The sequence below is a fragment of the Pseudoalteromonas sp. AOP31-A2-14 genome (assembly GCF_052378035.1).
Lineage (GTDB): Bacteria > Pseudomonadota > Gammaproteobacteria > Enterobacterales > Alteromonadaceae > Pseudoalteromonas.
The window spans coordinates 227,981-242,552 of sequence record NZ_JBQSXI010000001.1; the positions used below are offsets into that span (position 1 = coordinate 227,981).

A 14,572-nucleotide genomic window follows, 5' to 3' on the forward strand; every position below is an offset into this window, starting at 1 on the left:
TAGGGTTTCTAAGTGTTGAAACTTATTTTGCAGCAACAGTCACTTTTTCAATCAGACTTTGCGATTTGTATGTTTCATCAAGTGCAAAGTCTAACTGCACGAGTACATCTTTAAAGCCAGAATTTGATGGCTTATATTGCCATTGCTTTAATGCTACTTTTGCCTCCTTATTAAATACACCCGCTGGCTTGGCATTAACGACGGAGACATTTTGTGTCTCACCGTTTGGGCTGATATCGTATTTTAAAACCACGGAACCACTAATGCTTTGCTCAGCAGCATGTGAAGGATAAACTGGTTCAATGCGTATTGTGGGTGAAATGTGCTCTGCTTTAGCTAAAGATGCGTCTGTTTGTTTAGCTGTGGCAAAGCTGCTTAGTATGCCTGCGGTAAAAATAAGTAAGGCACCTTTGGCGGCCAGTGAGCTGTTTCCGGTATGCTTTATTTGCTTGAGTCGTTGTAACATCATGTTTTTATCTCCGTAGTGTGAGTAGGCCATTAAACCTGTGCGGGTGTGTTCTGCACAATTAATCAGTGCTTTACTGTATAAAATTCGTTGTTGAGTACCCTTATTTTCAAGCACTTTTTCATCGCATGACAGTTCTTGTAAGCGTCTAAAGCTTAAGTAGCCTAGCCATGCTACTGGGTTAAACCAGCATATTAATGTTGCTATTAAAAACAGCATATTGAGTAAATTATCACGGCGTTTTATGTGTACTTTTTCATGCTCAATAATAAGCGCTAATGATGCACTATCGGTTTTTTGAACATTTGCAGGGCGCATTCTCGTCTGCTTTAGCCACGAGTTAAGCCCTGCGGTTTTAGTTTTTATGCTTGGTAATGGCTTTACTCTGCTTAACCGCCCTCTCTGAGGGAGGCTTACGTTGCGAATCTATATAGGCAGCGACCTGTTCCAAACTACCGCCGCCACACGATACAACACAGTAGCTAGGAGACCAAAACTTGTCGCCCCAAAGCTTTGTTTTTACTGATTCCCAATAGTCACGTCGAAGTATGTAACTAGACTTACCCTTTAGCTTGCCCACTAAATTAGATACGGCTAGTTTAGGGTGAACCTGCACCATTAGGTGGACGTGTTCGGCCTCAAACCCGTATTCCATTAGCTCGCACTGCATTTGTTCGCAGGTTTCGCTGAATACTTGTTTAAGGATCTCGCCCATTTCTAGCGTGAAGACTTCTCGACGGTATTTTGTAACGAATACTAGGTGTACTTGATTCTTATAAACGCAACTTCTTCCTGTTCTCCATTCGTACATATTAAACTCATGGTTGATTTTTGAGTAGAGCTATAATATTCTGTGTTTAATAATTGAGCAAGGTATTTGATTAATGGCAATTCGTGGATTTAGCATCGAAATAACTGACAGATTGAGTAGCCGTCAGGCTACTCATTTTGCACAGTGGATCGGTGGCTCGAATGTCATGCGTAATCAAAAGATTGAGGAAAGTCTCGAACTTATCCGAGCCGAAAAAGGTTCGGAGATCCACCAGAAGTATGCGGCCATCAAAGCGAAGCCTGAGCTGGCTTTCTTGAAAGAAGTGCCTGTACAAATACTCCGTAACTCTGCAAGTATGCTTATTGCCGACGTTAATGCGTGTAGAAGCGGGCTTAGGAAGTTCCCAAAGCCCAAAGGACGTAACCGTAAACGTAGCTGTGTCGTCACAAAAGAAATGTTCATTATTGAGCCGTTAGATTGTAACAGGACACTTCTAACATTCTATGAGAAGGCTTCAAAGAAGCCTGTAAGAATGTTTTCCATACAACTAGATTACGCGCTTCAAAAGTTGGCTAAACAATTTCGTATTTCGCGCCAAGGTAGACGCTTTCACCTATCGGGGTCGTATAGCGACGGTATAGAATTAGCGGCGAACGAAGAGTTGTTAAATGGCTTTGTACAACAAAATCTAAGTGATGGTGAACTACTAGCTCAAATCACAGGTATTGACCGTGGCGTTAAGCTGCCTATAGCAACAAGCGACGGTTTGCGTAAAGCCTATAGCCCTGATGCGGCTGAGAGACTAAAGCAGCTTGCCCGTAAAAAAGCGCGATATCAGCGTATTTTGGCACGTAAAAAGCGCCAAAATAACAACAAAAACACTAAACGTGTCGAGTCAAACGAGCAACAAAAATTAGCAGATAAAATCGCTAACTTTGATAGTAAAACTGCGCGGATCAGACATGACTTTTTGCACCAGACCTCGAAAGAGGTCGTGCTCGCGGCTAAGCCAATAATCGCTTTGGAATGCTTAAAACTCAAGAATATGACTAAGCGTGCTAAACCAAAACGCGGCAAGCATGGACGCGGCTATGTGAGCAATCGCGCTCGTGCTAAGAGTGGGCTAAATAGAAGTCTACTAAATGTCGCTTTAGGAAAGCTTGGTGATTTCATTAAATATAAAGCCAACGACTACGGCAAGGCCGTAGTCGAGGTAAATCCTGCATTCACGTCGCAGACGTGCCATGTGTGCGGTGAAAAGAGTACAATAAGGCCACAACAAGATACATTAATTTGCCTTAACGGTTGTGGTACTTTTCATGCGGACGACAATGCCAGTATTGTCATTGCGCAACGTGCTGTACCTTACATTCAAGAGTCTATGTTTGCCCAGAAAGCAAAACCTCGTAAGAAAACAGCAATACGTAAAAAGGCGGTAATACCGCCGTTGGGGAATGAACTGACCTCAACTGAAAAACCAGGAGAGTTAGAGGCTGCATCAACGGATGTGTCCCTTGCGTGCTCACGCACGCAAGCTGACGTAAGACCGTCACCGACGGCAAGTCTTGTACCAAGAAACTCTCTTACAACAATGGACACCAGTCAAGCTGGTGTCTTGGAAACTCGATAGCTTTAGCTACGAGTAGTTCATCATATTCACTAGGCAGTACAAGTTGGGTGCGAAACAACCCAATGACCATAGGCGTGTTAACGGCGCCGCTTTGTAATAACGCAATATTGAGGTTTTTATTAGTTAGTTTAAAGCTATTAAGTGGAGCAAGTCGCAGTTGTTTTATAAACCGTTGGTGCGTGATCACAGTTAGTAACGTTAATAGAGCAAGCACCATGCTATAAATTAATGCCCAACTAATACTTAACTGAGTATCTAAATTTCGCTCCGGCGTTATCAACATGGTGCTCATTGCTGTATTTTGAATTGGCTTGAAATGTTCTGGTAAGTTAATAAGTAACAGCGAAGTTGGTAATAATAGCCATAACTTATAGACAAAATTTGCGCTGAGCCACTTTAGAGAATAACGTTCCAAAACCAATAAGCTCAGTATTAAAAACGCAATGAGCAGTTGCTGTTCAATAAGCCAGTTAAAAGTGCTTTCTAACATAAGAGTATCCTTACTTTTGTTGCTTTTCCCACTCATCAATCACCTTTTTCAGCTCATTGATGTCTTGTTGCGATAATTGCTCAGATTTAGCAAAACCACTGACCAGTGGTGCTATACGGCCACTGAAAAAGCGCTCAATAAAGTTTTGGCTTTCTTTTAAGGTGTATTCAGCACGTTCCATACAAGGGGTATAAATATACTGGCGGCCCTCTTTTTCAAAGCTCAGGGCATTTTTTTTAACTAGGCGGCCGAGTAGAGTTTTTATGGTTTTCTCGTGCCATTGTTTTTCATCACTTAGTCGTTCAATTATTTGACTTGCCGTAGCGGGGTAGTTTATCCAAAGCGCATCAAGCACTTCAAATTCAGCCTTTGAAAGTTCAATCATAAAGTTTGCCTACAGATGTAATCCTTGACTTAAGATTACACCTGTAATCAGTTTGTGCAAGTGTTTTATACAAAAATTAATTAATTTTTTAAAATGGCTGATTTATTGATTTTAAGGAAGGTGTTCTCGGGTATGTTCAACTCAGCGAGGTTAAGCGCCGCAATTTGTTCGCGGTATAAGTCAATAACTTGATAGCCACAGTAGTGCGCCATTTTACGAATTTGCCTATTAAGCCCCTGTTTTAAAATGATACTAAATTGCTTGTTTGTTACCTTTTCGACTTTACAGGGTAAAGTTAGCTGCTTATTTACTGGCACACCCGCTGCCATTTTTTGGCAAAAATTATTATCAAGTGGCTTATCTACTGTCACTAAATAGCGCTTTGGCTGGTGGAAGTCTGGATGAATTAATTGATTACAAAACTCACCATCGTTAGTCAGGATCAATAAGCCACGAGAGTCTTTATCGAGTCGACCGATAGGGTATATCCGAGTACCTGTAGGTAGATGATGAATTAAGCTGCTTCTACCTGCTTGATTAAGCTTGCAGTCAATTCCCACCGGTTTGTGATAAGCGTAATAAATAAGCTTTGCTTGACCTTGCACACGCACGCCATTTACCCGTATATAGTCGTTATCATCAACATGATCAATGTGGTTAGCTAACTGGTTATTTACCAGCACAACACCTTCGTCTATTAATCGTGATGCTTGTTTACGTGAACACAGGCCCGCATGGGCGAGATATTTTGCTAAGCGGGTTTTGTTTCTCATAGGGGGATCTTTGGTTTGGATTGATCAAAGTATATCAAGGCTGCGTAAAAATACGCACTACACTTTGCAAAAGGTTAATGCTATGGCGATTAAGTTATCTGAGCTGGGTCAACACCAGCCAATACAAAAAGTGATTTTGCATTCATTGGAGATGGTGCTTTATCAAGTTTCAGTGATGATAAATAATGTAGAATACTATGTGACTGACGATAAAGGGGAGTTTATTCGCGGTCTGAGCCCATTAGATATTCAAAAGCGCCTAAAGCATTTGAGTTATGCGCAGATGGTATTACGCCACATCAGCGCCTATGATGAAATGTGTGGTCAGCCAGAAAAATGTGCGAGTAATATGCTTGAGGTTTCATACGCAAATAATAATTTGTATTAATTAGCTATTACCTTAGACTGGCACTTTTCATTGCGACTTAATAATTATGTATCAATTAAAATCGGATGATAGTGAAAGTTTAAATCAATTACTTCGTGAGCATATAGTAGATTTCAATAAGGCGCACTTTGATGCGTCACGCTTGCCTCTTGGCTTTAAATTTGTTGATAAAAATCAGCAAATAGTTGCAGGTGTATTTGCACAAGTGTTTGGTCATTGGCTACAAATTAACTGGTTGTGGTGTGCGCCAAATGTACGTGGCAAAGGGTTCGCTAAAAAGCTGTTAGATAAGGTGGAACAAAAGGGTAAAGGATTAGGGGCACTATATGTACAGCTGGATACACTCGACTTTCAGGCCAGGCCATTTTATGAAAAAAATGGCTATTCAGTTAAGTACCAAATGAATAATTACCCTCTGACTGGTACGCGATTTTTTATGGAAAAAGTGCTTTAACCTTTATTTTTTAATACATCTTCATTTTTAAAACTAACCCCTAAAAACGGCGTCGTCTCTGGTGCGAGCATGAAGGTACGAATATTCATATGATCGCTACCGGTGGGGTTGTTGAGCACATCATCGTGATAAAAAGCACCAAAGCAGTCTAGGGTATTTTGTTTACTCAGTTGATTAAGTTTGGCAAAAGCCAATATTTTACATGAGCCATTATTTTCGCTTGCAGTGCTTTCTATACCGTGGTTATTAAAAGCGCCGGGGGTAAAGTGGTAGTTGGCGTCTATTACTGCCATAGTATCTGAAAAATCGATATTTTGTGGTGAGTTAGCGAGTTTAAATAAAAAGTTATTAAGCGTCATTGTTCATCCTTAATTATTATGGAGCTAACTCTAACTGATCGGTTTGCTGATTAATATTGAATTTAAAGTGATTTAAAAAATTCATACCAAGCAATCCATAACCAGTATGGTTATCAATAATCAAAATATCAAAGTTGTTTAATTGCTGTTGGCCAATGGTGATTGACTCAACACGGTAGCGCTGTGCAGTTACCTTGCCATTGGCGGTATTCACCATTAAGTTGCCAAGGGGTTGTGGTGCCGTTACTAGTTGCTCAAACACCGTGCGTGGTAATACGGTAAAACTGGCGCCGGTATCAAGCATTAGCGTGGCGTTAGTATATTGATTAAGCGTAGCCTCTACCAAGTAATGGGCACCTTGTTTTTGCAGAGAGATTAAATCAATCCCAGCATTTTTATTATCAATTAAGGTTTGCAGTTGTTCAACCTCTTGCTGCATTGAGTGCTCGGTGGGGAGACGATCTAAGGTATTTTGAGCGCTTAACAAGTCATCTAGCTGATAATAAGCACTTGCCAGTGCCAGTAGGTAACGCGGTTTTTCATTGTCATAATCAAGCCACACTAAGGTTTGGGTAACCATTTTTTGCCACGCCTGTTGCGCGGTTAATTCGTTGAGCTGATCATTGGTTAGCTGCATTAATTGGTTACTGAGCTTGGCTTTTAGTGGCTCATCAGCCAAGGCATGTAATGCGTATAAGCTGATAATAGCATTGTGTATCTCGCCTTGTCTTAGTAACCGCTGTGCGTCTTGGTAAAGCATTTTTAAATCATAGGGGCGGCGTACTAAAAAGGCATTTAAAAATTGCTCGCTGGTAATAAGTTCATCATTTAACAACCACCTCTCGAGCGTTGACAGCCAATTTGTATAAAGTGCTTCAGCAGCAAGCGGGTGGCTATCTTCAAGGGCAAGATACAGTGTTACTGCATGCTCATAATCGCCATTTTCAAAAGCATGTTGGGCGGCTTGTGTTGGAGACGTTTGACTGAAAGCTAAGGGGGTTGCGCTATGGCTTTTTTGTGTTGCCTTTTGTGGTTGCGCAATTGTATTTGGCCAAAGTAAGTATCCATTTAAAGCGATCGATAACGTCAATAAACCACTTACTACTTTGCTATAAAAAGTCATAGTTTACTCACACATAGTTTATAAAATATTGAAGCGCTTGAATATCGGTTATTTCAACATCGGCAAGGCCTCTATATGCGTAATTAGCTTGTTGATTATTAAGCCAAACCGACTGACAACCTGCATTGTGGGCGCCTTGCACATCGGTATCTAGACTATCGCCAATATGCAAAATGTTCTGTGGGGCGACATTTAACTGCTTTGAGGCTTGTTCAAACATGGCTGTATGCGGTTTCGCTTTACCATTTATACCTGCTTGCAGTACTAACTCAAAGATACCTCTAAGATTAAACTTATCAATTTCAACATTGCCGTTGGTAATAGCAATTAAGCGGTACTGTTTAGCGAGTTTAGTAAGTAAGCTTAACACCTCATCGGAAACAGTAATTTGGCTGCGCGCATCTGCAAAGGCTTGATAAGCGACTGTTGCATGATGTTCAACCTCATTGGCTGTAAGGCCCATTTTACCAAGGCCAACACGTAAGGTGGCTTTACGCCAAAGCGTAACATCGTCGACAAGACCGGGTTGCTGTTTTACTGCCTGTTCGCGACATTGTTGCCAGTACTGTTTACCTTGAGCCTGCCACTTCGGTAAGGTATTAAGGTAATCCATTTGTGCTTGAACAGCTGCTTTAATAATAGGGTGGTTATTATAAAGCGTGTCGTCTAAATCAAAACTAAGCACAGAGAAAGGTGAAATAGCTCGGTTAAAACGGATCATAATGGGCTCTTTATTCGGGGCGCTTTTTAGCTCGCGGGTGAGTGTTATCGTATACTTTGGCGAGATGCTGAAAATCTAAGTGAGTATAGACTTGCGTGGCCGATAAACTACTGTGGCCTAACAGTTCTTGTACTGCGCGTAAATCGCCAGATGATTCTAAAATATGCGATGCGAACGAATGACGTAACTTATGCGGATGAACCTGTGAGCTAATACCTTGCTTAATACCCCATTCTTGCATTCTTAAACGTACTTGGCGCACCGAAATGCGGTTCTTTTTACTGCTCACAAAAATAGCTATTTCATCAGGTTTAGCAAATTGAGCGCGAACTTTTAGCCAATCAGTGAGCGCATCAAGCGCTTTTGAACCAACGGGTATTAAGCGCTCTTTATTGCCTTTACCACGTACTCGTATTTCTCCTTCACCGCGTTTTATATCTTGTAAGTTTGCACCGACTAACTCGCTAATACGTAAACCTGATGAATACATAAGTTCCATCATAGCTTTGTCGCGGATGGCAAGCGGATCATCAACATCAATATCTAATAACCTTGCCACTTGGTCAACATCGAGATTTTTTGGTAATGGCTTTGCAAACTTAGGGCCTTTAATAGCCTCGGCAGGGTTGTGGTAATGTGTTGTATGGTCGTCACTTTTGTTTTTTAAAAATTTATATAATCTACGAATACAACTGAGCTTTAAGCTAATGGTACGGCCGCTCAATTGCTTGGCGCGTAGCTGCATGCTGTAACGGCGTATATGTTCGCCTTGTACTTGTGACCAATTATCGCAGAGCTTACTAAAGTAGAGTGCGGCAAACTGTAATTGGCTGGTGTATTGCAAAACTGTATGAGCAGAGTACTGTCTTTCATAACGAAGATATTCGCCAAAGGCGGTAATTGCTGTGCGCCAATCATCGTGTAGCTCATTGCAAAGCTCATTGACAGTGGGCGGCACGCTTTGGCTCATGCTCGTTCCAACTCTAATAATCTTAACTGTAACGAACGGACAAACTCTAATATGAAAAAGCTGTCTTTAGCAGGCTCAAAATGGCTCATATTGTCACTACCAAAAGCAAGAATGGCCACTGGGTTCTGATTGTTGCCAATCAAGTAAAGTGCGGTTGATTGGGTGCTTTTTGAAAAAAGCAACTCTCGTTCTTGTTCGTTTGCACGGCCTAAATAGCTGCCTGAGTCAGCAAGCCTGTGAGCAATTAAGTCATCATATTTTTTTTCGTAACGCACTAAATGGCATTCGCTAACCTCTGGGTTCGTACAAATGATATTACGTAAATTGCTCGCTAAGGTTTTAAAGTCGTAATTGGTCCAAAGTTGACGATGGCACTCGCTAAATAAACGATAAATCAGTTCATTTTCTTTAGCTTGTGCGATAAGTGTATCTATTTGGTTTTTTAATAAAGTATTGTGCTCACGCAGTTTTCGCTGCTGAATATGTACCAGCGATGTTGCGCCTTGGGCTTGCTGTTGTAGCTCAAGCTGAGTTAATAGAGCCGGATTTTGTAGTAAAAAGTCTGGGTTTTGCTGTAAATACTCAGTAACTTGTTGAGGTGTCACTTGGCTCATAAGGCTACCTGCCCATCAAATATATGTTCTGCTGGGCCGGTCATACGTACTGGGTGACCTTCACCTTGCCAACGAATTTGTAAGCTACCACCTGGTAAATCTACTTGTACGGTGGTCGTTAATTTACTTTGAATTTGCCCAATCACCATAGCCGCACAAGCTCCTGTGCCACAGGCAAGTGTTTCGTTTACGCCGCGTTCCCACACTCTTAGTTTAATATGTTCTTTAGAAATAACCTGCATAAAGCCGACATTAGCGCGTTGTGGAAAGCGTTCGTGACTCTCTAAAAGTGGCCCAAGGGTGGCAACGTCAGCAGTGTCAACATCATCCACTTCTAACACACAGTGCGGGTTGCCTATCGATACAGCTCCACTAAAAACGGTGTGTTCTTCTGCGCGGATAATATAAGTAAGTTCGCGCTTTGTGGCTTTTAATGGAATTTTGCTTGGTTCAAAGCTGGGGTGTCCCATATTAACCGTGACTTGGCCGTCTTTTTCAATGTAAAGAGTAAGGTTTCCTGATTTAGTCGAAACCGTTACTTTATGCTTATTAGTTAAGCCTTTCATACGTACAAAACGCGCGAAACAGCGAGCACCGTTGCCACATTGTTCTACTTCGTTGCCGTCAGCGTTGAAAATACGATAGTGAAAATCAAGATCAGGAGAATAAGGAGCTTCGACCATTAATAGTTGGTCAAAGCCTATGCCGAAGTGACGATCAGCCAGCTTTTTGATTTGATCTCGGGATAGAAAAACATTTTGTGTAATGTTATCAATAACAACAAAGTCGTTGCCTAAGCCGTGCATTTTTGAAAAATTAACTAACATAGCGCTCTAATTCGGTTTTGCTCTGTGCTAATCATGCCACAGAGCGCCACCGTAATGAAAACGTTTATGGTAAAATTTTCTCACCTTGCCAAAGGTTCTCAAGTAACTCGCGTTCGCGGATAACAAAGCTTTGCTCGCCATCAACCATAATCTCAGCCACTTTTGGGCGTGAATTGTAGTTTGAGCTCATGGTAAAACCATAAGCGCCAGCACTACGCTGGGCCAGTAAATCCCCTTGTTCTAAGGCAAGCATGCGATCTTTACCTAAAAAGTCACCGGTTTCACAAACGGGACCGACAATGTCAAAGTTATGAGTGGGTGTACTGTCATTGCGTGGTGTAACAGGCACAATGTTTTGCCATGCTTGATAGAGCGAAGGGCGCAGCATATCGTTCATGCCTGCATCGACAATGGCAAAAAACTTGTCTTGATTTTGTTTTATAAACTCGACTTTTGTCACTAAGATACCAGCATTGGCAGCAATGGCACGACCGGGCTCAAAAATGAGTTCAAGGTGTTTATAATCAGCTAAACGCTCAGTAACAAGAGCAACATACTCGCTAGGGTGTGGTGGTGCTTCGTCGTTGTAAGTAACGCCTAAGCCGCCACCAATATCTAAGTGGCTAAGATTGATGTCGTTCGCTTTTAACTCATCAATAAGCGCCAGTACTTTATCGAGCGCTTCTAGAAATGGTTTTACTTCTGTGAGCTGTGAGCCGATATGGCAATCAACCCCGGTGATTTTTAAATTCGGTAATGATGCCGCGTACTGATAAACGCTAACGGCTGTTTGAATATCAATACCAAATTTATTTTCTTTCAAGCCCGTTGAAATATATGGGTGCGTTTTAGCATCAATGTCAGGGTTAACTCGAATTGAAATTGGCGCAACGAGATTTAATTCAGTAGCAACTCCTGAAATACGGTCAAGTTCAGATACCGATTCAACATTAAAACATTTAATGCCCAATTCAAGGGCGTAAGCGATTTCGTCTGCCGTTTTAGCTACGCCAGAAAACACCACTTTTTTAACATCACCGCCAGCTTGCATGACTCGCGCAAGCTCACCTTTTGATACAATATCAAAACCGGAACCAAGACGAGCAAGTATGTTTAATACGGCTATATTTGAGTTTGCTTTAACAGCATAGCAAACTAAGTTTTTATGTTCAGTCGCTGCTTCAGCAAACGCTTTATAATGACGTTCAAAAGTTTGGCGTGAATAGATATAGCAGGGTGTACCATACTTCTCTACAATTTGATTGACAGCGGTGTCTTCAGCGTGCAGCTGGTTATTTTTATATTTAAAAAAATCCATCTATTGTTCCTGTTTAGGTTCAGTTGTTGATGATGGGGTAGTAGCGGGAGCTACTTGATCCGGTTGATTTGGTTCATTTTTTTCTTCTTGCAGGTAAAGAGGCCCGCTTTGCCCGCAACCGGCTAATACGATAAATAAAATACCTAGTACAGGTATGTACTTTAATTGTTTAAGATGTGTCTGTTTCATTAGATTAATCGCGTTGCTGGCTTTATACTCGCAGAGTACCAGAATATCTAAAAAATGCAGCTATTCGCGGATGATTTTATTCCTGTTACACTATCTGCATGTCCTATGTACCCAATGCTAGGTTCAGCCTAGAAAATGCTCGTAAAGGAAATGATAATGACTGATCATGAATACCATCAATTAGCCGAAGCCCTAATGTTCACTATTGAAGAACAAGTAGATGATTGTGGTGCCGATTTAGATTACGAATCAGCTGAAGGAATTTTAGAAATTATTTTCCCTGATCGCACTAAAATTGTAATTAATAAGCAAGCGCCTTTACATCAAGTATGGGTAGCAACTAAATTTAATGGTCACCACTTTGAATTACGTGGTGATAAGTGGATTGATAACCGCTCAGGTGCAGAGTTTTGGCAATTTATAAATGAAGCAACAACTCGACAAGCAGGCCAACCAATTGAGTGGCAATCAACGTTATGAGTTTAGAATTTGTTGAACACCCAGCAAAAACTGAGCACAAAGCCAGTGTTATTTGGTTGCATGGTTTAGGCGATTCTGGTGATGGTTTTTTACCTGTTGCCACGCAATTAGCTTTACCTGATGAATTAGGTGTGCGGTTTATTTTTCCTCATGCGCCAATTCAGCCAGTAACGCTGAACGGCGGAATGGCAATGCGCTCATGGTACGATATTAAATCAATGGATCTAGAGGCGCGGGCCGATGAGGCTGGCGTACGAGAGTCAGCGGCTAAAGTTCAGCAGCTTATTGAACAAGAGCTTGCCAGTGGCATTCCTGCTGATAAAATTATTCTAGCGGGATTTTCTCAAGGCGGGGTTGTTTCGTTACACTTGGCACCGCGTTTTACGCAAAAGTTAGCGGGCGTTATGGCACTTTCGACTTATATGTGCGCGCCTAATAAACTTGCAGATGAAGCAAAGCATACAAATTTAAATGTTTTTATGGCTCATGGCCGCCATGACGATGTAGTACCACACAGTGCCGGACGTAATGCATTTGATATATTACAAGCAAATAACATGGATGTAAGTTGGCAAGACTATCCAATGGCTCACCAAGTCTGCGGGGAAGAGTTGGCAGCAATTCGTCAATGGTTAATTGCCCGCTTGAGTTAATTATATAAGTAGCAGAGGCTAGTATGAGTCAAAAAATAGTGATCACCGCCAATATGAAAGGGCCCGCTGAGTCCAAAGTGCCAACGACCACCTATCAATGGCATTGGCGGCGGATTATTATTGCTGCGGGGATTGTGCTGTTATTATTGAGTGCTTTTTACGGTTTAATAAGTTCAGTGAATGCAGAGCAAAGCGACACTGATGACACGCCAAGTGCTGTAACTAAGGCTGTAGCGCTTGATAGTAACCTTGAAGAGCTGGAGCTTACATCAGAGCTAAAACCTGAACTAAAAGCTACAGAGCAAGAGCCTATATTAGCAAAGAGCGAACAAAATGATTTTCTGCCAAGCAGTCAACAGAACAGTTCGACCGTTTCTGAAGGTGACGCAGTAAATCCAGAACGTGTTGTGCAGAAAAGTGATCTGCAGACAACAACCGAAATAGACGAGGATGAGGCCGTTAACGCTGTTGAAGAAGCTAGTAGCTCGGGCGAAATATCAATGAGTAGCACCACCGGCACTACACAAGAGCAGCCGCTTGAAACTAATAGCGAGCAATCAGTAAAGCCCTCAAAACAAGATGACCTAGAAGGCTTTCCACAATCAGCCCATGTCGCTAATGTGGCACTTGGCGCGAGCATTAATACTGAAAAAGTGAGCCGCGCTGTACTGACCCGCGAAGTAAAAAACCGCGAACCAGTGAATGTTTTTCAGGCGGATATTCGTCGTAGTGACTTTACTAAAACCCTCGCCTTTTTTAGTGAGCTTAAAAACTTGCAAGGGCAACACGTTCAGCATATTTGGTATTATCAAGGTGAGGTTGTTGCCAGCATAGATTTAAGTGTAACCACACCGCGCTATCGCACTTACTCAAATAAAAGCATCATGGCAGAACAAATAGGCGAATGGCGCATCGATGTAGTGGATGAGCAAGGCCACTTATTGGCTAAAAAAGAATTCAGAATTTTAGCAAACTAAGCCTCTTGGTTTATTTGCATACGATATTGTATTGGAACCTTTATGATAGATAAAACAAAACACGTTCGCATAGCGACTCGAAAAAGCGCCTTAGCGCTGTGGCAAGCTGAGTTCGTTAAAGCGCAGCTTGAGCACTTGCATGATGATGTAAGCGTTGAACTAGTGCCTATGTCCACGCAAGGGGATATTATTTTAGATACGCCACTGGCAAAAATTGGTGGTAAAGGATTATTTGTTAAAGAACTTGAGCAAGCAATGCTTGATGGGCGCGCCGATATTGCCGTGCATTCGATGAAAGATGTGCCTGTTGAATTTCCTGAAGGCTTAGTTTTGCATACTATTTGCCAGCGTGAAGACCCGCGAGATGCGTTTGTTTCAAATAACTTTTCCAGTATTGATGAGCTACCTCAAGGCGCGATTGTTGGTACTTCAAGTTTACGTCGCCAGTGCCAAATACGCGAAGCGCGCCCTGATTTAGTGATTAATGACTTACGTGGCAACGTGAACACCCGGCTAGCTAAATTAGATAAAGGTCAATACGACGCAATTATTTTGGCGGCTGCGGGCTTAATTCGTTTAGAAATGCATGACCGTATTACGGCCTTTATTGAACCTGAAGTGTCATTACCTGCCAATGGCCAAGGCGCTGTTGGCATTGAGTGCCGCGAAGATGACAAAATGCTTAAAGCGTTACTTGCGCCACTTGAGCATAATGAAACGCGTATTCAAGTTAGCGCTGAGCGCGCTATGAATCGTCGCTTAGAAGGTGGTTGCCAAGTGCCAATTGGCGCTTATGCCTTAGTTAATGGTGAGCAAGTGCATCTACGAGGTTTAGTGGGCGCGGTTGATGGCAGCCAAATGCTTCGTGATGAGGTTTCAGGCCATGTAAACGACGCTGACAAACTAGGTGTTGAGCTGGCTGAAAAACTGCTTGCTCAAGGTGCAGATAAAATTTTAGCCCAAGTGTATAGAGACGCATAAGC

General features: G+C 42.0%; 20 protein-coding genes. 7 read left to right on the forward strand and 13 right to left on the reverse strand.

The features are described from left to right. Window positions 1-22: 22 nt before the first annotated feature. Together ACT3S9_RS01015 and tnpA are read right to left on the reverse strand one after the other, a co-directional pair. On the reverse strand, window positions 23-784 hold the full coding sequence (locus ACT3S9_RS01015) for a M56 family metallopeptidase (protein ID WP_441834035.1): 762 nt from the start codon (window positions 782-784) through the stop codon (window positions 23-25). A 37-nt stretch (window positions 785-821) separates the two neighbouring features. Next, window positions 822-1,277, reverse strand: coding sequence for an IS200/IS605 family transposase (gene tnpA / locus ACT3S9_RS01020; protein ID WP_441834036.1), 456 nt, complete (start codon window positions 1,275-1,277; stop codon window positions 822-824). Between the two features lie 73 nt (window positions 1,278-1,350). On the opposite strand from tnpA, the gene ACT3S9_RS01025 reads away from it, so the two are divergent. Continuing rightward, on the forward strand, window positions 1,351-2,868 hold the full coding sequence (locus tag ACT3S9_RS01025; protein ID WP_441834037.1) for an RNA-guided endonuclease InsQ/TnpB family protein: 1,518 nt from the start codon (window positions 1,351-1,353) through the stop codon (window positions 2,866-2,868). Here the strand turns inward: ACT3S9_RS01025 and ACT3S9_RS01030 are convergent. The 3 genes from ACT3S9_RS01030 to ACT3S9_RS01040 form a co-directional block, all read right to left on the reverse strand. Continuing rightward, window positions 2,822-3,358 (reverse strand): hypothetical protein, encoded by a 537-nt coding sequence (locus ACT3S9_RS01030; protein ID WP_441834038.1) that lies wholly within the window; start codon window positions 3,356-3,358, stop codon window positions 2,822-2,824. The genes ACT3S9_RS01025 and ACT3S9_RS01030 overlap by 47 nt on opposite strands. 10 nt (window positions 3,359-3,368) lie before the next feature. Then, window positions 3,369-3,743: a BlaI/MecI/CopY family transcriptional regulator gene (locus ACT3S9_RS01035; protein WP_441834039.1), complete on the reverse strand. Its 375-nt coding sequence runs from the start codon at window positions 3,741-3,743 to the stop codon at window positions 3,369-3,371. A gap of 80 nt (window positions 3,744-3,823) precedes the next feature. Continuing rightward, window positions 3,824-4,516, reverse strand: a complete 693-nt coding sequence (locus ACT3S9_RS01040; RefSeq protein WP_441834040.1) for a pseudouridine synthase — start codon at window positions 4,514-4,516, stop codon at window positions 3,824-3,826. An 82-nt stretch (window positions 4,517-4,598) separates the two neighbouring features. Between ACT3S9_RS01040 and ACT3S9_RS01045 the strand changes: the two genes are divergently transcribed. Continuing rightward, window positions 4,599-4,904: a DUF6482 family protein gene (locus ACT3S9_RS01045; protein WP_441834041.1), complete on the forward strand. Its 306-nt coding sequence runs from the start codon at window positions 4,599-4,601 to the stop codon at window positions 4,902-4,904. Window positions 4,905-4,950: 46 nt separating this feature from the next. Then, a complete protein-coding gene (locus ACT3S9_RS01050; protein ID WP_441834042.1) occupies window positions 4,951-5,358 on the forward strand; it encodes a GNAT family N-acetyltransferase in 408 nt (135 codons plus the stop codon). On the opposite strand, the gene ACT3S9_RS01055 is transcribed toward ACT3S9_RS01050, so the two are convergent. From ACT3S9_RS01055 to lptM, 8 genes are all read right to left on the reverse strand, one after another. Continuing rightward, a complete protein-coding gene (locus ACT3S9_RS01055) occupies window positions 5,355-5,717 on the reverse strand; it encodes a HopJ type III effector protein (RefSeq protein WP_441834043.1) in 363 nt (120 codons plus the stop codon). The genes ACT3S9_RS01050 and ACT3S9_RS01055 overlap by 4 nt on opposite strands. Window positions 5,718-5,733: 16 nt before the next feature. After that, a complete protein-coding gene (locus ACT3S9_RS01060) occupies window positions 5,734-6,840 on the reverse strand; it encodes an aspartyl protease family protein (RefSeq protein ID WP_441834044.1) in 1,107 nt (368 codons plus the stop codon). Window positions 6,841-6,847: 7 nt separating this feature from the next. Continuing rightward, window positions 6,848-7,561 carry an HAD-IA family hydrolase gene (locus ACT3S9_RS01065; protein ID WP_441834045.1) on the reverse strand — a complete coding sequence of 238 codons (714 nt, stop codon included), beginning with the start codon at window positions 7,559-7,561 and terminating at the stop codon, window positions 6,848-6,850. Window positions 7,562-7,571: 10 nt separating this feature from the next. Next, window positions 7,572-8,531, reverse strand: a complete 960-nt coding sequence (locus ACT3S9_RS01070; protein ID WP_441834046.1) for a tyrosine recombinase XerC — start codon at window positions 8,529-8,531, stop codon at window positions 7,572-7,574. Next, complete coding sequence (locus ACT3S9_RS01075; RefSeq protein ID WP_441834047.1) at window positions 8,528-9,145, reverse strand: DUF484 family protein; 618 nt, start codon at window positions 9,143-9,145, stop codon at window positions 8,528-8,530. Before ACT3S9_RS01075 ends, ACT3S9_RS01070 begins: the two co-directional genes overlap by 4 nt. Beyond that, complete coding sequence (gene dapF, locus ACT3S9_RS01080; RefSeq protein ID WP_441834048.1) at window positions 9,142-9,972, reverse strand: diaminopimelate epimerase; 831 nt, start codon at window positions 9,970-9,972, stop codon at window positions 9,142-9,144. The genes ACT3S9_RS01075 and dapF overlap by 4 nt, the downstream gene beginning before the upstream one ends. A 64-nt stretch (window positions 9,973-10,036) precedes the next feature. Further along, a complete protein-coding gene (gene lysA, locus ACT3S9_RS01085; protein ID WP_441834049.1) occupies window positions 10,037-11,290 on the reverse strand; it encodes a diaminopimelate decarboxylase in 1,254 nt (417 codons plus the stop codon). Then, a complete protein-coding gene (gene lptM, locus ACT3S9_RS01090; protein ID WP_441834050.1) occupies window positions 11,291-11,479 on the reverse strand; it encodes an LPS translocon maturation chaperone LptM in 189 nt (62 codons plus the stop codon). A 156-nt stretch (window positions 11,480-11,635) separates the two neighbouring features. Between lptM and cyaY the strand changes: the two genes are divergently transcribed. From cyaY to hemC, 4 genes are read left to right on the forward strand one after another with little or no spacing between them, the layout of a single operon-like run. Further along, window positions 11,636-11,959 (forward strand): iron donor protein CyaY, encoded by a 324-nt coding sequence (gene cyaY / locus ACT3S9_RS01095; RefSeq protein ID WP_441834051.1) that lies wholly within the window; start codon window positions 11,636-11,638, stop codon window positions 11,957-11,959. Beyond that, window positions 11,956-12,612, forward strand: coding sequence for an alpha/beta hydrolase (locus ACT3S9_RS01100; RefSeq protein ID WP_441834052.1), 657 nt, complete (start codon window positions 11,956-11,958; stop codon window positions 12,610-12,612). Before cyaY ends, ACT3S9_RS01100 begins: the two co-directional genes overlap by 4 nt. Window positions 12,613-12,635: 23 nt before the next feature. After that, the gene (locus ACT3S9_RS01105) at window positions 12,636-13,589 is read left to right on the forward strand and encodes a DUF2914 domain-containing protein (RefSeq protein WP_441834053.1); all 954 of its coding nucleotides are present in this window, start codon (window positions 12,636-12,638) and stop codon (window positions 13,587-13,589) included. A gap of 42 nt (window positions 13,590-13,631) precedes the next feature. Further along, the gene (hemC, locus tag ACT3S9_RS01110; protein WP_441834054.1) at window positions 13,632-14,570 is read left to right on the forward strand and encodes a hydroxymethylbilane synthase; all 939 of its coding nucleotides are present in this window, start codon (window positions 13,632-13,634) and stop codon (window positions 14,568-14,570) included. Window positions 14,571-14,572 lie beyond the last annotated feature (2 nt).